The organism is Citrobacter sp. CK194 (assembly GCF_030333395.1).
GTDB classification, from domain to species: Bacteria; Pseudomonadota; Gammaproteobacteria; order Enterobacterales; family Enterobacteriaceae; genus Citrobacter_B; species Citrobacter_B koseri.
This window is the reverse complement of record NZ_JAOWGA010000017.1, coordinates 420,760-441,042: the sequence shown is the minus strand read 5'-3', so window position 1 is coordinate 441,042 and position 20,283 is coordinate 420,760. Positions and strand designations below refer to the sequence as shown.

At 52.2% G+C, this 20,283-nt stretch carries 16 protein-coding genes and 1 pseudogene; 7 read left to right on the top strand and 10 right to left on the bottom strand.

What is annotated here, in order from left to right:
* The first annotated feature begins 27 nt into the window (after positions 1–27).
* The 3 genes from dmsA to OGX80_RS10460 are packed head-to-tail and all read left to right on the top strand — an operon-like array spanning position 28 to position 3,965.
* Positions 28–2,472 (top strand): dimethylsulfoxide reductase subunit A, encoded by a 2,445-nt coding sequence (gene dmsA, locus OGX80_RS10470; protein WP_104868845.1) that lies wholly within the window; start codon positions 28–30, stop codon positions 2,470–2,472.
* Between the two features lie 10 nt (positions 2,473–2,482).
* Entirely contained in the window at positions 2,483–3,100 is a 618-nt protein-coding gene (dmsB, locus tag OGX80_RS10465) for a dimethylsulfoxide reductase iron-sulfur subunit DmsB (protein WP_012132456.1), read from the top strand.
* 1 nt (position 3,101) lies between these two features.
* A complete protein-coding gene (locus tag OGX80_RS10460) occupies positions 3,102–3,965 on the top strand; it encodes a dimethyl sulfoxide reductase anchor subunit family protein (RefSeq protein WP_114848450.1) in 864 nt (287 codons plus the stop codon).
* 97 nt (positions 3,966–4,062) lie between these two features.
* Here OGX80_RS10460 and ycaC read toward each other — a convergent pair whose 3' ends face one another.
* A complete protein-coding gene (gene ycaC / locus OGX80_RS10455) occupies positions 4,063–4,689 on the bottom strand; it encodes an isochorismate family cysteine hydrolase YcaC (protein WP_012133028.1) in 627 nt (208 codons plus the stop codon).
* Between the two features lie 313 nt (positions 4,690–5,002).
* On the opposite strand from ycaC, the gene OGX80_RS10450 reads away from it, so the two are divergent.
* Positions 5,003–6,151 (top strand): MFS transporter, encoded by a 1,149-nt coding sequence (locus tag OGX80_RS10450; protein WP_110494425.1) that lies wholly within the window; start codon positions 5,003–5,005, stop codon positions 6,149–6,151.
* A gap of 40 nt (positions 6,152–6,191) precedes the next feature.
* Here the strand turns inward: OGX80_RS10450 and OGX80_RS10445 are convergent, their stop codons facing one another.
* The 5 genes and pseudogenes from OGX80_RS10445 to OGX80_RS10425 all read right to left on the bottom strand — a co-directional run bounded on the left by OGX80_RS10445 (position 6,192) and on the right by OGX80_RS10425 (position 9,952).
* Positions 6,192–6,626: a PTS sugar transporter subunit IIA gene (locus tag OGX80_RS10445; RefSeq protein ID WP_115181762.1), complete on the bottom strand. Its 435-nt coding sequence runs from the start codon at positions 6,624–6,626 to the stop codon at positions 6,192–6,194.
* 50 nt (positions 6,627–6,676) lie between these two features.
* Positions 6,677–7,588: a transketolase family protein gene (locus OGX80_RS10440; protein WP_058668959.1), complete on the bottom strand. Its 912-nt coding sequence runs from the start codon at positions 7,586–7,588 to the stop codon at positions 6,677–6,679.
* A complete protein-coding gene (locus OGX80_RS10435; RefSeq protein WP_058668960.1) occupies positions 7,588–8,385 on the bottom strand; it encodes a transketolase in 798 nt (265 codons plus the stop codon). The genes OGX80_RS10440 and OGX80_RS10435 overlap by 1 nt, the downstream gene beginning before the upstream one ends.
* Before the next feature lie 12 nt (positions 8,386–8,397).
* Positions 8,398–9,659: pseudogene (ulaA, locus tag OGX80_RS10430) on the bottom strand (PTS ascorbate transporter subunit IIC).
* A gap of 17 nt (positions 9,660–9,676) precedes the next feature.
* Complete coding sequence (locus tag OGX80_RS10425) at positions 9,677–9,952, bottom strand: PTS sugar transporter subunit IIB (protein ID WP_058668962.1); 276 nt, start codon at positions 9,950–9,952, stop codon at positions 9,677–9,679.
* 121 nt (positions 9,953–10,073) lie between these two features.
* Between OGX80_RS10425 and OGX80_RS10420 the strand changes: the two genes are divergently transcribed.
* Positions 10,074–10,922: a MurR/RpiR family transcriptional regulator gene (locus OGX80_RS10420; RefSeq protein ID WP_058668963.1), complete on the top strand. Its 849-nt coding sequence runs from the start codon at positions 10,074–10,076 to the stop codon at positions 10,920–10,922.
* Positions 10,923–11,016: 94 nt separating this feature from the next.
* Here OGX80_RS10420 and pflA read toward each other — a convergent pair whose 3' ends face one another.
* The 4 genes from pflA to ycaO all read right to left on the bottom strand — a co-directional run bounded on the left by pflA (position 11,017) and on the right by ycaO (position 17,309).
* Positions 11,017–11,757 carry a pyruvate formate lyase 1-activating protein gene (pflA, locus tag OGX80_RS10415; RefSeq protein ID WP_024130479.1) on the bottom strand — a complete coding sequence of 247 codons (741 nt, stop codon included), beginning with the start codon at positions 11,755–11,757 and terminating at the stop codon, positions 11,017–11,019.
* A gap of 191 nt (positions 11,758–11,948) precedes the next feature.
* Positions 11,949–14,231: a formate C-acetyltransferase gene (gene pflB / locus OGX80_RS10410; RefSeq protein WP_012133023.1), complete on the bottom strand. Its 2,283-nt coding sequence runs from the start codon at positions 14,229–14,231 to the stop codon at positions 11,949–11,951.
* Between the two features lie 51 nt (positions 14,232–14,282).
* Positions 14,283–15,143, bottom strand: coding sequence for a formate transporter FocA (focA, locus tag OGX80_RS10405; protein ID WP_024130478.1), 861 nt, complete (start codon positions 15,141–15,143; stop codon positions 14,283–14,285).
* 405 nt (positions 15,144–15,548) lie between these two features.
* A complete protein-coding gene (gene ycaO / locus OGX80_RS10400; RefSeq protein ID WP_024130477.1) occupies positions 15,549–17,309 on the bottom strand; it encodes a 30S ribosomal protein S12 methylthiotransferase accessory factor YcaO in 1,761 nt (586 codons plus the stop codon).
* A 409-nt stretch (positions 17,310–17,718) separates the two neighbouring features.
* On the opposite strand from ycaO, the gene serC reads away from it, so the two are divergent.
* Together serC and aroA are read left to right on the top strand one after the other, a co-directional pair.
* Entirely contained in the window at positions 17,719–18,807 is a 1,089-nt protein-coding gene (gene serC, locus OGX80_RS10395) for a 3-phosphoserine/phosphohydroxythreonine transaminase (protein WP_115181761.1), read from the top strand.
* Between the two features lie 70 nt (positions 18,808–18,877).
* Complete coding sequence (gene aroA / locus OGX80_RS10390) at positions 18,878–20,161, top strand: 3-phosphoshikimate 1-carboxyvinyltransferase (protein WP_012133019.1); 1,284 nt, start codon at positions 18,878–18,880, stop codon at positions 20,159–20,161.
* Positions 20,162–20,283: the final 122 nt, after the last annotated feature.

Sequence of the window (20,283 nt, the reverse complement as noted above, 5' to 3'; positions counted from 1 at the left end):
AATCGTGAGCAAGCAAAGTGAGTCATCATGAAAACGAATATCCCCGATGCTGTACTGGCAGCTGAGGTAACTCGTCGAGGCCTGGTAAAAACGACAGCAATAGGCGGGCTGGCAATCGCCAGTAGCGCATTGACTCTGCCATTTACCCGGATCGCCAATGCGGCTGACGCTATCAGCCCCAGCGCATCCAGCGAAAAAATTATCTGGAGCGCTTGCACCGTTAACTGCGGAAGCCGCTGCCCGCTGCGCATGCATGTGGTGGACGGTGAAATCAAATATGTTGAAACGGACAATACGGGCGATGATAACTATGACGGTCTGCATCAGATTCGCGCCTGTCTGCGCGGGCGTTCTATGCGCCGCCGGGTTTATAACCCCGATCGTCTGAAATATCCAATGAAGCGCGTTGGCAAACGTGGTGAAGGTAAGTTTGAGCGCATCAGCTGGGACGAAGCCTATGACATTATCACCACCAATATGCAGCGTCTTATCAAAGACTACGGCAATGAATCCATCTATTTAAACTATGGTACGGGTACGCTTGGCGGCACGATGACGCGCTCCTGGCCGCCAGGAAAAACACTGGTTGCCCGGCTGATGAACTGCTGCGGCGGTTACCTCAACCACTACGGCGATTACTCATCCGCGCAAATTGCCGCCGGGTTAAATTACACCTACGGCGGCTGGGCGGACGGTAATAGTCCTTCCGACATTGAAAATAGTAAGCTGGTTGTGCTGTTTGGTAACAATCCGGGGGAAACCCGTATGAGCGGCGGCGGGGTAACCTATTACCTCGAGCAGGCACGGCAAAAATCAAATGCGCGGATGATTATTATCGATCCGCGTTATACCGATACCGGCGCGGGTCGTGAGGATGAGTGGATTCCGATTCGCCCGGGTACGGATGCGGCGCTGGTAAATGCGCTGGCATACGTCATGATCACCGAAGATATGGTCGATCAGCTGTTCCTCGACAAATACTGTGTGGGTTATGACGAAAAAACCTTACCCGCCAGCGCGCCGAAAAATGGTCACTACAAAGCCTATATTCTGGGACAGGGTAGAGACGGTATTGCGAAGACGCCGGAGTGGGCGTCGCAGATCACCGGTATCCCGGCGGCGCGCATTGTAAAACTGGCGCGTGAAATCGGTAGCGCCAAACCCGCTTATATCAGCCAGGGCTGGGGGCCGCAGCGTCATGCCAACGGCGAAATCGTTACTCGCGCAATCTCTATGCTGGCGATCCTGACCGGCAACGTCGGCATTAACGGCGGCAACAGCGGTGCGCGTGAGGGATCTTACGATTTGCCGTTTGAGCGTATGCCAACGCTGGAAAACCCGGTCGAGACCAGCATTTCGATGTTCTTATGGACCGATGCCATTGAGCGCGGGCCGGAAATGACGGCGCTGCGTGACGGGGTTCGCGGCAAAGATAAACTCGACGTTCCCATCAAAATGATCTGGAACTATGCCGGTAACTGCCTGATTAACCAGCATTCCGAAATTAACCGTACGCATGAAATTTTGCAGGATGACAAGAAGTGCGAAATGATCGTCGTTATCGACTGTCATATGACCTCTTCAGCGAAATATGCCGATATTCTGCTGCCGGACTGCACCGCTTCTGAGCAGATGGACTTCGCGCTGGATGCCTCCTGCGGGAACATGTCCTACGTTATTTTCACCGATCAGGCCATTAAACCGCGCTTTGAGTGCAAGACTATCTATCAGATGACCAGTGAGCTGGCGAAGCGTCTCGGCGTGGAGCAGCAGTTTACCGAAGGGCGTACGCAAGAAGAGTGGATGCGTCATCTGTACGAACAGTCGCGTCAGGCGATTCCCGAACTGCCGACATTTGAAGCATTCCGCAAGCAGGGCATCTTTAAGCAGCGCGACCCTGAAGGTCATCACGTTGCCTATAAAGCCTTCCGTGACGATCCGCAGGCGAACCCGCTGACAACGCCGTCGGGCAAAATCGAAATCTATTCGCAGGCGCTGGCAGAGATTGCGGCAACCTGGGAACTGCCGGAAGGCGATGTGATCGATCCGTTGCCGATCTATACGCCGGGCTTCGAAAACTACAGCGATCCGTTGACCAAAGACTATCCGTTGCAATTAACGGGCTTCCACTACAAATCTCGCGTGCACTCTACCTATGGCAACGTGGACGTTCTGAAAGCTTCCTGCCGCCAGGAGATGTGGATTAACCCGATGGACGCGCAAAAACGCGGCATCAGCAACGGCGACAAAGTGCGTATCTTCAACGGTCGCGGCGAGTTGCATATTGAGGCGAAAGTGACGCCGCGCATGATGCCGGGCGTCGTTGCGTTGGGCGAAGGCGCCTGGTATGACCCGGATGCAAAACGCGTGGATCAGGGGGGATGTATTAACGTCCTGACGACCCAGCGTCCTTCTCCTCTCGCTAAGGGGAATCCGTCCCATACGAACCTCGTTCAGGTTGAGAAGGTATAAGGAGTAACCGATGACAACCCAATATGGATTTTTTATTGACTCCAGTCGTTGCACCGGTTGCAAAACCTGCGAACTGGCCTGCAAAGACTACAAAGATTTAACCCCGGACGTCAGCTTCCGCCGCATCTATGAATATGCGGGCGGCGACTGGCAGGAGGATAACGGCGTCTGGCACCAGAACGTCTTTGCCTACTATCTCTCCATCTCCTGCAACCACTGCGAAGACCCGGCCTGCACGAAAGTGTGCCCGAGCGGCGCGATGCACAAACGCGAGGACGGTTTTGTGGTGGTGGATGAGGATGTCTGCATCGGCTGTCGCTACTGCCATATGGCCTGCCCGTACGGTGCGCCGCAGTACAACGCCGCCAAAGGCCACATGACCAAATGCGACGGTTGTCATGACCGCGTTGCCGACGGCAAAAAACCGATCTGCGTCGAGTCCTGCCCGCTGCGCGCGCTGGACTTTGGCCCGATAGAAGAACTGCGGAAGAAACATGGCACGCTGGCGGCCGTTGCGCCGCTGCCGGGCGCGCACTTCACCAGACCGAACATTGTGATTAAACCCAACGCCAACAGCCGCCCGACCGGGGATACCACGGGTTATCTGGCAAATCCGAAGGAGGTGTAAGATGGGAAGTGGATGGCATGAATGGCCGCTGATGATCTTCACGGTTTTTGGCCAGTGCGTGGTCGGCGGTTTTATCGTTCTGGCTCTGGCACTGATGAAAGGCGAGTTGCGTACCGAATCTCAACAGCGTGTGCTGACCGGCATGTTTGCTCTGTGGGTGCTAATGGGAATTGGCTTCATCGCGTCTATGCTGCATCTGGGGTCGCCAATGCGCGCCTTCAATTCGCTGAACCGCGTGGGCTCGTCGGCATTGAGTAATGAAATTGCCAGCGGCTCGCTCTTTTTTGCCGTCGGCGGGATCGGCTGGTTACTGGCGGTGCTGAAAAAGCTCTCTCCGGCGCTGCGTAATCTCTGGCTGGTTGTGACGATCGTGCTGGGCGTTATCTTTGTCTGGATGATGGTGCGCGTGTATAACAGCATTGATACCGTACCGACCTGGTACAGCATCTGGACGCCGCTGGGCTTCTTCCTGACGCTGTTTATGGGGGGGCCGTTGCTGGGTTATCTGCTGCTGCGTATTGCGGGCATCGATGGCTGGGCGATGCGTCTGCTGCCCGTAATTTCAGTCCTCGCACTGGTGGTCAGCGCCATTATGTCAGTGATGCAGGGAGCGGAGCTGGCGACAATTCATAGCTCCATCCAGCAGGCTTCTGCGCTCGTACCGGATTATGGTTCGCTGATGGCCTGGCGTATTGTGGTGCTGGTCGTGGCGCTGTGCTGCTGGATTGTGCCGCAGTTGAAAGGTTATCAACCTGCGGTTCCGCTGCTGTCGGTGGCGTTTATCCTGCTGCTGGTGGGGGAACTGATTGGTCGCGGCGTATTCTACGGGCTCCATATGACCGTGGGAATGGCGGTGGCGAGTTAATCCATAATATGCCGGATGGCGGCTCGCGCCTTATCAGGCCTACGGATCGTGTAGGCCTGATAAGCGAAGCGCCATCAGACAATATGTCCCTGGTCTTTTACTTCTGCTTAGTTAACGTGTCGTAGCTGGTCATCAGATTGCGATAATCAGGAATGTGATTAGAGAACAGCGTCGCCAGACCTTCGATATCATTACGCCAGTCGCGGTGTAACTCACACGCCACGCCAAACCATGTCATTAATTGCGCGCCAGCCTGCGACATGCGATCCCAGGCGGAGTGACGGGTAATTTCATTAAAGGTGCCTGAAGCATCGGTCACGACAAACACATCGAACCCTTCTTCAATCGCAGAGAGGGCGGGGAAGGCCACGCACACTTCCGTGACAACCCCCGCAATGATGAGCTGCTTCTTACCTGTCGCCTTAACGGCTTTCACGAAATCTTCATTGTCCCACGCGTTGATGTTTCCGGGGCGTGCAATGTAGGGGGCATCGGGGAACTGTGCTTTCAATTCCGGCACCAACGGCCCGTTTGGCCCCGTTTCGAAACTGGTGGTAAGGATGGTGGGGAGGTTGAAGTATTTGGCTAAATCGCCAAGTGCGAGAACGTTATTTTTGAATTTGTCAGGATCGATGTCTCGTACAAGAGACAGTAGCCCCGCCTGGTGATCAACTAAAAGAACCGCAGCATCATTTTTATCGAGACGAACGTAAGGCTTAGTCATTATCTTCTCCTGATGAGAGTTAGCGTTACATCAAAAGCCATTCCGGTGTGTTGTCTTCCCCAAAAGCATAGACCGGAAAAATGATGTTGCAGGAACCATGAAATTTTTCGACTGAACGAAACGCGGCAGTTTTGTTTTAGGTCAATTAAAACAATAACATGATGTTTATCAGACGCTGCTCTTTCATGCCATGAATCAGTATTTCAAATCGAAGGGCGGGAAAGCGCGTAATGCCGCGATTCGGGTAGATTGACAATGTTTTTGTTGGTGGCATGATGCGCATGAAATTTGAACTTCCTCACGGTTTTTATCCATGTCCATCTATACCCGGCCCGTCATGCTTTTGCTGTGCGGCCTGCTTTTGTTGACCCTGGCGATCGCAGTATTAAACACGCTCGTCCCCTTGTGGCTTGCCCAGGAAAGCCTGGCAACCTGGCAGGTCGGTATGGTCAGTTCGTCCTACTTTACCGGGAATCTGGTTGGGACGTTGCTTACCGGGTATTTAATCAAGCGCCTGGGCTTTAACCGCAGTTACTATATTGCCTCGCTCATTTTTGCGGCGGGTTGCGTAGGGCTGGGCATGATGATTGGTTTCTGGAGCTGGCTGGCCTGGCGCTTTGTTGCCGGCGTGGGCTGCGCCATGATTTGGGTCGTGGTGGAAAGCGCTCTGATGTGCAGCGGAACATCCCGTAATCGTGGGCGGTTGCTGGCTGCGTACATGATGGTCTATTACGTGGGAACGTTTTTGGGGCAACTGCTGGTCAGTAAAGTTTCGACAGAATTAATGAGCGTCCTGCCGTGGGTAACCGGCATGATTCTGGCGGGCATTTTGCCGCTGCTCTTTACCCGTATCCTGAACCAGCAGTCGGAAGAACACGATACGACGCCGATTACGTCAATGCTGAGACTGCGTCAGGCGCGGTTAGGTGTAAACGGGTGCATTATTTCCGGGATTGTACTGGGATCGCTGTATGGCCTGATGCCGCTGTACCTTAATCATCAGGGGATTAGCAATGCGAGCATCGGTTTCTGGATGGCCGTGCTGGTGAGCGCCGGTATTTTAGGCCAATGGCCGATTGGTCGTCTGGCCGATAAGTTTGGTCGTCTTCTGGTGCTGCGTGTACAGGTCTTTGTGGTGATCCTCGGCAGTATTGCCATGCTGACTCAGGCTGCGATGGCGCCCGCCTTATTCATTCTGGGGGCGGCAGGCTTTACGCTCTATCCCGTCGCGATGGCCTGGGCTTGTGAAAAGGTAGAACGTCATCAGCTTGTGGCAATGAACCAGGCGTTGCTGCTCAGCTATACCGTAGGCAGCCTGCTTGGGCCGTCATTTACCGCGATGCTGATGCAGAATTACTCTGATAATCTGTTGTTTATTATGATTGCCAGCGTCTCGTTTGTTTATTTGCTTATGCTGCTGCGCAACGCAGGACATACGCCGACTCCTGTGGCGCACGTTTAATTTATGTGACTCGTCTGGCTAAGCTGGCTGGTCGAAACGCTCAGGTATGAAGAGCGGAATGAAGCTGCGCCAGACGGGTAATACTGGTCAACCGTTGTAAACGCTCCGCTTCATCCAGCCAGCACATCAGTTGTTGAATCCTTTCTATATGTTGCGTGCTGTCGGCGGCGGCAAGGATGATCACCAGCCGTACATTCGGGTGATCCTGGAAGTGTACCGCGTCTTTCAGAGACAAAAGCGACAGATGTGTTCTGGTACTGGCAACGCCTTCTTCCGGGCGGGCATGCGGTAATGCAAACTCAGGGCTTAATATATACCATGGGCCATGTTGTTCTGTTTCGCGGATTATCGCCTGCGCATATTCAGTTGTTATCACCCCTTGTTCTTCCAGTGGTAAGCAGGCCAGTTTTACGGCCTCTTGCCATGTGTCGCATCGTTCATGAAACTGGCTGGCAGAAAATAGTGCATGTACCATTGTTTTCTCCTTTCTCAGAAGGCAGACCGCATCGCGGTCTGCCAGACTGACTATCTGAGTGCGTCGCAGAGTGCCGACGCTGAAATTCCATATTTCTCTTTTAGCTGGCGGCTGTTACCCGATTCTGTAAATGTGTCATGCGTCCCGAGACGAGTCAGGCGTATACCTGACGCTTCCTCTGCCAGCACTTCCGCAACTTGCCCGCCCAGCCCGCCGTTTATCGTATGATTTTCAATTGTTGCGATATGGGGACAATCCGCGATTAACGCCAGGAATCGCTGGCGGTTAAATGGCTTCAGCGTGGCGACATGAATCAGTTTTCCCCGCTTACCCTCGGAACATAACTGCTCATAACCCGCGCTCGCCTGTTCCAATACGGTGCCTTCGTAGAGAATAGCGAAATCATTACCGGAATCGGCAACGGCTGCGATGTCTGTTACTCGCGGAACGACCGATTTATCGCGAACGGGCATTGGTTCCCGTGCAACGCGGATATAGACGGGGCCATGAATGTTTACTGCCTGTTCAAATGCGGCTTCAACTTCTTCTGCATCGGCAGGCGTCAGAATCGTGATCCCCGGTAGCACGCGCGTTAAGGCCAGATCTTCCAGCGCATGGTGTGATGCGCCGTCCGGACCGTCATCCATGCCAGGATGACTGCCTACTAATTTAATATTCGCTTTTGCATAGCATGCCTGGCGAAGCTGTGTCCATGCGGTGCCGGTAACGAACATCGCGAAGTTAACATAGAACGGAATATTGCCCTCCAGTGCTTGGCCTGTGGCAAAACTCATGGCGGAACCTTCGGCAATGCCCATTTCAAAGAATGCATCAGGCCAGACCTTCTGAAATTGATCCGTGCGGGTGGAACTGGCCAGATCGCTGTCGATCACGACAATCGGATAACCTTTCGCTTTTAGGGTAAGCAGCGCATTACCAATTTCATCGCGTGGTGCTTTCATTACTGTAATTCCTCCATTGCCTGCTGGTATTGCTCTGTATCTGGGGTTTTTGAATGCCAGTCTCCGTTATTTTCCATATAGCTGACGCCACTGCCTTTGGTTGTGTGGGCAATAATCGCCACCGGCTTGCCTTTCAGATGGCGTGATAGCATCAGCGTGTCGGCAACCTGATGCATATCGTTGCCATTTTGCAACTCAAGGACATGCCAGCCAAAATTGCGGATTTTATCGGCCAGCGGTTCAAGGTTGATTACCTCGTTAACAGGATCGTGCGAGGAGAAACCGTTGTAGTCGACGATCGCGACCAGGTTATCCATTCGCATGTGTCCCGCTTGCTGCAATGACTCCCAAATCTGACCTTCGTGCATTTCTCCGTCGCCAATGATGGCGAAGACGCGGTGGGGATCCTGAGCGTGCTTTTTCGCGGCGGCCATACCTAATGCGACCGAGAGCCCCTGGCCTAACAGCCCGGTGGTTGCGTCAACTTCAGGTAGTGATTTCACACTGGGATGACCCTGCAGACGTGAGTTGATCTGACGGAACGAGTTGAATTCGCTGCGGTCAATTTTTCCTTTCTGGAACAACAGAGCGTACTGTGCGGCGACGGCATGGCCTTTGCTCATTACCACCCGAGCGCGAGGAGACTCATCAAGATCAATTTCCTGATGATAAATCCAGGTCAGGATATCAATAATCGAGAGCGCTCCACCCGGGTGCCCAATGCCGGATTCATAAATCATGGTCACAATATCGCGGCGAGCTGCCAGCGCGTGAGACTTCAGTTTATCAATGTTCATGTTCACTCCTTATCAGGGCAGCATTTTGCCGATGTAATACACCACCAGCCCAAGAGCAACGAAATCGGTTTCCGGGAAGCTGGTGCCAGAAAGGCCTACGGATTCCATAATGGGGTAGATCAGCGCGGGGCCGATGCCGATGAGAATGCCGGTAATAAAGCTGCCCGCCACGGCACCTTTCCATCCCCCGGAGGCGTTACCAAAAACGGCTGCCGTTGCCCCAATAAAGAAATAAGGAATGGCGACGGGGATGATGACCGTCTGACCAATCAACGCGAGTATGCCCATTACCACCAACCCACCAACAAATGAGGAGATAAAGCCGAGGACGGTAGCGGTTGGTGCATAGGGGAATACCACCGGACAGTCGAGTGCTGGTTTGGCGTTTGGAATGAACTTCTCTGAGATCCCCAGAAACGCCGGGACGATCTCAGACAGTAACAGTCGCACCCCGGTAATGATGATGTAGAGTGAAGCGGTAAAAGTCAGGGATTGAAATAACGGATAGACCAGCCAATGCATTCCGCCTGCTACGGCCGTCACGGCGGTTTTCCCGGCAGCCAGCGCGGCGATGTAGTAGAAAATGCTGACCGAAATGGATACGGAGACAATGTAGTCTTTAAAGATCCCCAGCCATCCGGGCAGATTCAACTTTTCCGTTGACTCTTTAGGGTCGCCGACTTTCGAGCCAATCCATCCCGAAGCGGCGTAGGCCAGCGTGACGTAGTGGCCCATAGCGATTTCATCATTGCCGGTGATCTTGCGCATCCACGGTTGGGCGATGGCCGGATAGATGCAGGCAGCCAGCCCTAACAGTACAGAACCCACAATAATCGTCGTACCATCACTGTAACCCAGAGCTTTTAGCGTTACAGTAAGCAGAGCGGAGAGGTACAGATTATGCTGACCGGTTAAAAAGATATATTTAAATGGTGTAAAACGGGCAAAAAACAGATTCCAGCCAAAACCGATAACCATAATCAGTGAAACACACATGGCGAATTTTGTTTGTGCTAATCCGGTTAGTGCTTCAGCCAGCGGCATCACACCCTTAAGCCCAAATCCGTCGCTGAACAGCGTCTGGAAATTTCCCAGAGAGGTGACGGCCAGTCCGGCACCACCGGCAAAGACCAGAAAGCCGACAATGGTTTTGAACGTGCCGGATAATACTTTCTCAATCGGCTTACGTTGAATTAACAGGCCGATTAATGCAATAAATCTAAAAGTGGGGTTACACCCAGAATGTCGAATACAATAAACCTGAGGAGATCCATATTGCCTCCGGAAGAGGTTAGTTGTCCTGAATTACGCTGGTGAGCGCGGTTTCCATTTCTTCGCTATTCATCAAGTCGGTTATACCGATAGCTCTGAATCCGGCAGCTTCAATTTCATCGGTGAGGTCGCGCATGGTGATAACAAAGTCAATTCCTTGCCAGGTGGCAAGCCCGGACAAGACGTCGTGTTCGAGCTCAATATCCCAGCCATGCTTATCGATGATTTTTTGCGCTTTGATTTTGAGCATCAAGGAACTGCCCATGCCGGTACGACAGACAATAAGACCTTTCATTTGCTTTCTCCTGTTTTGTAAAAATAATTATTTTCCATTGCGTGTAATGTGAAAAAAATTATTATCTTAAGCTAAGCAGAAAGATGTGATTGTGTTTGCATTTTGAGCAAAAAGGCGAAAAATGAGCCAAATTAATACTAACTTACTGATAAATATTAGAAATGAAGCTGCCGGGCTCAGTCCGATCCTGGAGAAAGTGGGCCGTTTTGTGACGGAAAATCCTGACTTTGTGATGCGGCACACTATTACTGAGTTGGCCGATTCTATTGAAACCAGTGAAGGAAGTATTACGCGCTTTTGTCGCGCGTTTGGCTTTAAAGGCTTTTCTGATTTCAGAACTGCACTGGCGCTGGAGCAGGGGGCCGCGCGCCCTGAAGAACAAGGTAATGAGGAGATATCCTCTGTGATGGCGAGTATCCGCGACAGTCATGCCATTATTAATACTCAGGAGCTACAGGCTGCGGCTGCGTGGCTTAACCAGGTCAATAATGTGGCGATTTACGCTGTCGGTACGGCGGTACCTGTCGCGCTGTTTTTGCAGATGAACCTGATCAAAATGGGCAAAGCTGCGAGTTTTGTCGATCGTTTTTATCTCACAACCTCATCCATGATGGTTGAACCGCAGAGCCAGGGAATTATTGTGGTGCACACCGAGCAGACGTCGGCAGATATGATGCAGGCTCTGGCATTGGCAAAACAACATAGCGCGCGGATTCTTTCGCTGACGCGGGGCACTTTTGCGCCGCTTAGCCGTCTTTCTGACTGGAACTTACAAGCCGCCGTGGCGCTGAAAGGGGAAGGTGAGTATGGTTTTGCCGAGATTGCCGGTGCGATGATGGTCGCAGATAAATTGCTTAATGCGCTGGAAGAACAGGATGAACGCTATGCGGAATGTCGCAAAGCGCATCAGAAGAGTATTTTCTCGATTGAGAGCGTAGCGAACAAGCTATCGGAATATTTTATGTCGTAGTTCGCTTCTTGAATAATGACGGAGATCTGGCCTGTCGTCTGTAGGCCGGATAAGACGTTTTCGCGTCACCATCCGGCGATACCGACAAAATAACTCAGTACATCACTTTATGACCGTACTGCTCAAGAATACCTTTTACGCGCTCCATGGTTTCTTTCTTCGGCGGTTTAACGCCATCAAGCTTGTATTCTTCGCCCATTGCGACCCATTTGTGTTTGCCTAACTCGTGATAGGGCAGCAGTTCGATTTTTTCAACGTTGCCCATATCGCGGGTGAATTCGCCCAGACGGTGTGCTGAGTCGTCATCGTCAGACCAGCCCGGCACCACAACGTAGCGAATCCAGGTCTTAATGCCCTTTGCGGAGATGTATTTGGCGAACTCCAGCGTGCGATGGTTGGATACGCCAACCAGATTCTGATGAATCTCGTCATTCATCTGCTTCAGGTCAAGCATCACCAGGTCGGTGACTTCCAGCAGTTCATCGATGACCGGATCGTAGCGGCGAACAAAGCCGTTGGTATCAAGACAGGTATGGATGCTTTCTTTCTTACAGGCGCGGAACCAGTCGCGAACAAACTCTGCCTGTAAGATCGCTTCGCCGCCGGAAGCCGTTACGCCGCCGCCGGATGCGTTCATAAAGTGGCGGTAGGTGACGACCTCTTTCATCAGATCTTCAACGGTAACTTCTTTGCCGCCATGCGTATCCCAGGTGTCGCGGTTATGGCAATACAGGCAGCGCATCAGACAGCCCTGGAAGAACGTAATAAAGCGGATGCCCGGGCCGTCAACAGTGCCACAGGATTCAAAGGAGTGAATGCGACCAATAACTGACATTGCGGTGTTTCTCCAGATGTGGCCCATCCGGGGCCGTGTTAGTGCACAGTTATTAACTGTGTCGAGTCTGTTTTGGCAGTCATCCATTGAGTATAGATAGCTGGCGAAAGAGACTTAGTTGTTAAAAAGGCCCCACTTACGTGGAGCCTTTATTGTACGCTTTTTACAGTACGATTTCAGTCAAAACCCAATTACATGGTCTGAGTGAAGGTACGAGTAATAACGTCCTGCTGTTGTTCTTTAGTCAGGGAGTTAAAACGTACTGCGTAACCTGATACACGGATGGTCAGCTGCGGATATTTTTCCGGGTGTTCCATCGCGTCCAGCAGCATTTCACGGTTCATCACGTTCACGTTCAGGTGCTGACCACCTTCGATGGACGCTTCGTGGTGGAAGTAACCATCCATCAGACCCGCCAGGTTGGTTTTACGTACTTCGTCGTCTTTACCCAGTGCGTTAGGAACGATAGAGAAGGTGTAAGAGATACCATCTTTAGCGTAAGCAAACGGCAGTTTTGCAACGGAGGTCAGAGAGGCAACAGCACCTTTCTGGTCACGGCCGTGCATTGGGTTAGCACCTGGTCCGAACGGCGCGCCAGCACGACGACCGTCTGGGGTGTTACCGGTTTTCTTACCATACACAACGTTAGAAGTGATGGTCAGAACAGACTGAGTCGGGATAGCGCCACGGTAAGTGGTCAGTTTCTGAATTTTCTTCATGAAACGTTCTACCAGGTCAACCGCCATGTCATCAACGCGAGAGTCGTTGTTACCAAACTGCGGGTATTCGCCTTCGATTTCGAAGTCTACAGCCAGGCCGTCTTCGTCACGAATCGGTTTAACTTTCGCATATTTGATTGCAGACAGGGAGTCAGCAGCAACGGACAGACCTGCGATACCACACGCCATGGTGCGGATAACGTCACGGTCGTGCAGCGCCATCAGAGAGGCTTCGTAGCTGTACTTGTCGTGCATGTAGTGGATAACGTTCAGCGCGGTGACATACTGTTTAGCCAGCCAGTCCATGAAGTGATCCATGCGGTCCATCACTTCGTCGAAGTTCAGAACGTCGCCTTTGATCGGTTCAGATTTAGGACCAACCTGCATTTTCAGTTTTTCATCAACGCCGCCGTTGATTGCGTACAGCATGGTTTTCGCCAGGTTTGCACGCGCACCGAAGAACTGCATTTGTTTACCAACAACCATCGGGCTTACGCAGCAAGCGATAGCGTAGTCATCGTTGTTGAAGTCTGGACGCATCAGGTCATCGTTCTCGTATTGCAGAGAAGAGGTGTCGATGGACACTTTAGCGGCGAATTTCTTGAAGTTCAGCGGCAGTTTTTCAGACCACAGAACGGTGATGTTCGGCTCAGGAGACGGACCCATGGTGTACAGGGTGTTCAGGAAGCGGAAGCTGTTTTTGGTAACCAGAGTACGGCCGTCAACGCCCATACCGCCGATAGATTCAGTTGCCCAAATCGGGTCGCCAGAGAACAGTTCATCGTATTCCGGCGTACGCAGGAAGCGAACCATACGCAGTTTCATGACCAGGTGGTCAATCATTTCCTGTGCGTCTTGTTCGGTGATTTTGCCTGCTTTGATATCACGTTCGATGTACGCATCCAGGAAGGTGGATACGCGACCGAAGGACATTGCTGCGCCGTTCTGAGACTTAACAGCGGCCAGGTAGCCGAAGTAGGTCCACTGGATAGCTTCCTGAGCGTTGGTAGCCGGACCAGAGATATCGCAGCCGTATTTAGCCGCCATCTCTTTGATCTGACCCAGCGCGCGGTGCTGTTCAGCAATTTCTTCACGCAGACGGATAGTCGCTTCCAGGTTTACGCCGTTTTCCAGGTCAGACTGCAAAGAGACGAACTGGGCGTATTTGTCTTTCATCAGGAAGTCGATACCGTACAGCGCAACGCGACGGTAGTCACCGATGATACGGCCACGGCCATACGCATCCGGCAGACCAGTCAGAACACCGGATTTACGGCAGTTCAGAATGTCTTTGGTATAAACATCGAATACGCCCTGGTTGTGGGTTTTGCGGTATTCGGTGAAGATTTTTTTCAGCATCGGGTCCAGCTCGCGATTGTACGCTTTGCAGGAACCTTCAACCATTTTGATACCACCGAACGGGATGATCGCACGTTTCAGCGGAGCTTCAGTTTGCAGACCAACGATTTTCTCAAGCGCTTTATTGATGTAGCCAGCGTCGTGAGAAGTGATGGTAGAAGCAACGGAGGTGTCAAAGTCAACAGGCGCGTGAGTGCGGTTTTCCTGTTTAACGCCTTCCATTACGCTGTCCCACAGTGCAGTGGTCGCATTCGTCGCGCCAGCCAGGAAGGACTCATCACCCTCGTACGGAGTGTAGTTTTTCTGAATGAAGTCACGGACGTTTACTTCATTCTGCCAGTCACCTTTGGTAAAACCTTCCCAGGCTGTGGCTAACTTTTCATTAAGCTCGGACATGTAACACCTACCTTCTTAAGTGGATTTTTTATTTACTGCGTATAACGCTCATCAGCAATGATGATCGTCGCCACGCAGGTAAATGACCCAGTATGTCAACCCGACCAATAAACCGCCGCCGATAATGTTACCGATTGTGACCGGAATCAGGTTATCGGTGATGAAATTCATCACGGTCAGGTGAGAAAAACTTTCCGGACTGGAGCCCACTGCGGCCCAGAATTCCGGTGTGGCGAAGTCACGGATTACAATCCCCATCGGAATCATAAACATGTTTGCGATGCTGTGCTCAAAACCGCTGGCAACAAACATGGCGACGGGCAATACCATGATAAACGCTTTGTCCATCAGGCTACGACCCGAGTAGCTCATCCACACGGCCAGGCAAACCATCAGGTTAGCCAGGATACCCAGGCAGACAGCTTCAATAAAAGTATGATGCATCTTGTGGTCGGCGGTTTGCAGGACGTTAAGCCCCCATCCGCCGTTGGCGGTCATATACTCGCCGGAAAGCCACATCAACAACACAAAGAGCAGACAACCGATCAGGTTACCAAAATAAACGTTGAGCCAGTTTTTTGCCAGTTGGCCCCATGTGATTCGGCCGCTCGCTTTCGCGACAACAATCAGCACTGTTGATGTGAAAAGATCTGCGCCGCAGATAACACAGAGAATCAGCCCCAGCGAGAAGCAGATGCCTCCAACCAGTTTCGCCATACCAAAAGGCATTGTGCCTGTACCGGTTGTGGCGGTGATATAGAAAACAAAGGCAATGGAAATGAACACACCCGCGGTAATCGCCAGATAGAAAGTCTTCAGCGGATGTTTCGTTGCTTTATAGACACCTGCCTCTTCGGCCACTTTGGCCATTGCAGCAGGGAGTAATAGATCAAAAGGGTTGTCAGCTTTCACACTAACTCTCTCTTTATTAAGTCGGCGACGAGATACTAACAAAGCATTATAGATGAGAATTTGATATAGATCATATCTCGCCTGGCTTATAGGCCCGCAAGATGCGTGGTTTTTACGCGATTGCGGTGTAAATATTTGATTATCCAAATAAAAATAAATTTTAAAAATTATAAAGTGAGTTGAATTTTTTCGCTGAGCCTCCCCGATGGCAGTTAATTAAAATGGAGTAATTGGCAAATAAAGTAACACCAGCACATTAATATCTGTAATATCAACTACCAATATTTAACCTTGTTATTACATTTATTTTCGTTTGCCAAAAAAATAAAAAAACAGGGCGCATAAAGCGCCCCGTAATATAGCTCAGTCGATTGTTTAAACCTACCTACAGTAGGTTATTCGCTTCTATTTTGACCAGTGAGCGGCCTTGGCGCGCTGCAATTTCTCATAGGCTTTCAGCAGAGACTGATGTGAGGCGAAAGCATGCAGATCGCTATCAACCGCTTGCAGCCCATAAAATGCCGCTTCGCCACTCAGTGCCGCGCTGGCCGCTTCAACAGCTTCGGCGCCATACATCCGAACGAAAGCATTCAGGTATTGCAGCGGTTCGCGGTCTTCTTCCTGCGCCAGAAGCAGCAGCGTTTGCAGACAGCGGTAGTAGTTCGCACGTTCAGCGCTAAAGATGGAGGCGTTGAATTCCATCGTCCACTCTGTCCAGATCAGCGCCTGCTCCAGATCGCCGCCAGCCAGCGCCAGCATTGCTTTAAGCTCACCGATGCGCAGGGTATACCAGCCATTATCCGGGCCTGTCGCCAGACCAAGTAACTCGCGCACGCGGGTAAAGTCATCAAAGCCTTCTTCATCTAATTGTTCAATCAGATTGAGGTAAGCCTCTTTCTCCCATGCGCTGCCCGGCAGGGCGAGGAGGGTTTCGCGCAGATGGCTGCCCATGCTGTTGTTGGCGAGCCACAGATCTTCTGCCGGATAAATATCAGACATGCCCGGCACAATAATGCGGCAGGCATAAACGCCGAGGTGCTCATAGTCGGCAATATAGACCTCTTTATCTTCCGCATTGAAGATTGCCATCAGCGTGGCGAACTCTTCTTCCGTGGTGCCGGAGAAACTCCAGTCAGCAAACGGGTAGTCGGCATCCTGCTTGAACAGATCCCAGGAGATCAAACCGCTGGAGTCAATGAAGTGCGTCTCAAGGTTGGTGTGTTCAGCCACTTCTTCGTCGTCGAACGTTGGCGGGGTAAAGACATCAAGATCTTTCAGCCCACGGCCCTGCAACAGCTCGGTGACGGTGCGCTCCAGCGCAACGCCGAAATCAGGATGCGCGCCGAAGGAGGCGAAGCAGGTGCCGTTGGCCGGGTTGAACAGGACGACGCAGATAACCGGATACTGACCGCCCAGCGAGCCGTCATAAGCGAAGATTGGGAAACCTTCCGCCTCCAGTTTAGCGATGGCCTCTACCACTGCCGGGTAGCGTGCCAGCACATCGGCTGGAATTTCCGGCAGGCTAATGCTTTCGGCGATGATGCGGTTTTTAACATGACGTTCGAACACTTCAGACAAACCCTGCACACGCGCTTCGTTGCGGGTGTTACCGGCCGACATTCCGTTGGAAACGTACAGGTTGCCGATAATGTTCATCGGAATATACACGGTGTGATTATCAGACTGGCGGGTAAACGGCAGGCCGCAGATACCGCGATCTTCGTTACCGGATTGCAGGTCGATAAGCATGCTTCCAGCCAGCTCGTTTTCCGGGTCGTAGAACGCGCGCAGACGGTCATCCAGTAACCCTTCCGGCAGGGCGTCGTCATCGGTTAGCGGGAACCATTTTTCATTCGGATAATGCACGAACGGGCCATTGGCGATGGTTTCACCCAGCCAGAAATCGGCGAAGAAATAGTTGGTGGACAGACGCTCAAAATATTCACCCAGCGCGGAAGCCAGCGCGGCTTTTTTGGTTGCGCCTTTGCCGTTGGTAAAGCACAACGCGCACTCTTTGTCGCGAATATGCACAGACCAGACGTTAGGCACCGGATTCAGCCAGGAGGCCTCTTCAATATGAAAACCGAGGTCGAGTAGTTTTTGCTGGAAGCGAGCGATGGAATCTTCCAGGGCGGCGTCTTTGCCGGGGATAAATGTTTGCGTCATGAAAATCACTTTTGTCGTACGGAAAGCGCGCAATGATACGGGTTTTATGTTGACGGCGCTATCGCCGCCGCCCCGGCAGCGTAAATAAAAGTGCGTAGTAGCGTCGTTCCTGTGAATGCCGGGGATCGTCAATGACGCCCGCGCGGCGCAAATCCAGAATGGTCGAAGGCCAGCCGGGTAAAACGGGCTACCTGACAGCGAATCTATCGGTTTTATGTCGTCAATCCGATAGATTCTGTTGTGTGACGTAGCGCGCATTTTTGGCCTGATGAGTTTTACCCATTGCGGCGCGTGTCACTGAATGATAAAACCGATATCCACAGGAATAACTTATACCCAATATCCGTCGTCCTGCCTTGCGCAGACGTCCGGGTGTTGAGGCGATAATAACGCAACGTGGTGAGGGGAAATGGCTCAGGTCTTCAATTTTAGTTCAGGTCCGGCAATGCTACCGGCGGAAGTGCTTAAACTGGCTCAACAGGATCTGCGTGACTGGCACGGTCTTGGTACGTCAGTAATGGAAATTAGCCACCGCGGCAAAGAATTTATCCAGGTCGCAGAGGAAGCGGAACAGGATTTTCGCGATCTCCTTAGCATCCCCTCCAACTACAAAATATTGTTCTGCCACGGCGGCGGCCGTGGGCAGTTTGCGGCAATTCCGTTAAATATTCTGGGCGATAAAACGTCGGCGGATTACGTTGATGCCGGTTACTGGGCGGCCAGCGCCATTAAAGAAGCGAAAAAATACTGTTCGCCAAACGTGATTGACGCCAAAGTCACGGTTGATGGTCTGCGTGCGGTCAAACCGATGAGCGAGTGGCAGCTTTCTGATAACGCCGCTTACGTTCATTATTGTCCGAACGAGACTATCGACGGTATCGCAATTGATGAAACGCCGAATTTTGGTTCGGATGTCGTTGTGGCTGCGGATTTCTCATCCACAATTCTTTCCGCGCCGCTGGATGTGTCGCGTTATGGCGTGATCTACGCCGGGGCGCAGAAAAACATCGGCCCGGCGGGGCTGACAATTGTGATCGTGCGTGAAGATCTGTTAGGTAAAGCGAACATCGCTTGCCCGTCTATCCTTGATTACACCGTGCTGAACGACAACGACTCGATGTTCAATACCCCGCCGACCTTTGCCTGGTATCTCTCTGGCCTGGTGTTCAAATGGCTGAAAGCGCAGGGCGGCGTTGCGGCGATGAACAAAATCAATCAGCAAAAAGCGGAACTGCTGTATGGCGTGATTGATAACAGTGATTTCTACCGTAACGATGTGGCGAAATCGAATCGTTCACGTATGAATGTGCCTTTCCAGCTAGCGGACAGCGCGCTTGATAAAGTCTTCCTGGAGGAGTCTTTCGCTGCGGGTCTGCATGCGCTGAAAGGTCATCGTGTGGTGGGCGGAATGCGCGCCTCTATCTATAACGCAATGCCGCTTGAAGGCGTGAAGGCGTTGACGGATTTCATGGTCGATTTCGAGCGTCGCCACGGCTAATTCGTTTTCTTTTTTCATCCCCACAGCCAGCCTGTGGGGTTTTTATTTCTGTTTTTGAGAGTTGAGTTTCATGGAATCCCTGACGTTACAACCCATCGCGCGGGTCGATGGCACCATCAATCTGCCTGGCTCCAAGAGTGTTTCGAATCGCGCTTTGTTGCTGGCGGCATTAGCAAGCGGTACCACTGTTCTGACAAACCTGCTGGACAGCGATGATGTTCGCCATATGCTGAACGCGCTGAGTGCGTTGGGGGTCAGTTATACCCTTTCCGCCGACCGTACCCGCTGTGAAATTACCGGGCAGGGCGGCGTATTACATGCCGAAGGCGCGCTGGAACTGTTCCTGGGCAATGCGGGAACGGCGATGCGTCCGCTTGCCGCCGCGCTGTGCCTGGGGGCAAATGATATCGTGCTGACCGGTGAGCCTCGCATGAAAGAGCGCCCGATCGGTCATCTGGTCGATGCGCTGCGTCAGGGCGGTGCGAAGATTGATTATCTGGAGCAGGAAAACTATCCGCCTCTGCGTCTGCGCGGCGGTTTTAGCGGCGGTCACGTTGAGGTTGATGGCAGCGTCTCCAGTCAGTTCCTCACCGCGCTGCTGATGACTGCGCCGCTTGCGCCGCAGGATACGACGATCGCAATTAAAGGCGATCTGGTGTCCAAACCGTATATCGACATCACGCTGAACCTGATGAAAACATTCGGCGTTGAGGTTGAGAACCAGAATTACCAGCGTTTTGTGGTGAAAGGGGAGCAGCAGTATCGTTCACCGGGTCAATATCTGGTGGAAGGCGACGCGTCATCCGCTTCTTATTTCCTTGCCGCTGGCGCCATTAAAGGCGGAACGGTAAAAGTGACGGGGATTGGGCGCAACAGTATGCAGGGCGATATCCGCTTTGCCGACGTACTGGAGAAGATGGGCGCCACCATCACCTGGGGCGATGACTTCATTGCCTGTACGCGCGGTGAATTGAACGCTGTGGATATGGACATGAACCATATCCCGGATGCGGCGATGACCATCGCCACGGCGGCGTTGTTTGCTAAAGGCACCACCACGCTGCGTAATATCTATAACTGGCGTGTGAAAGAGACTGACCGCCTGTTTGCGATGGCGACGGAACTGCGTAAAGTCGGCGCTGAAGTAGAAGAGGGGCATGATTTCATTCGTATCACGCCACCGGCTCAGTTGCAGTTCGCCGAAATCGGCACCTATAACGATCACCGTATGGCGATGTGTTTCTCGCTGGTCGCGTTGTCGGATACGCCGGTGACGATTCTCGATCCGAAATGTACCGCCAAAACCTTCCCGGATTACTTCGAGCAACTGGCGCGTATTAGTACGCCTGCCTGATAAAAGTAAAACATTGTCATCTTTTGGGCTGGTTCTTCGCCAGCCCGCTATAATTGCGCAAATCTTCCTCATCTGATGACAGACAAAATGGGTTTTTGCATACAAAGATAACGATTGTGAGC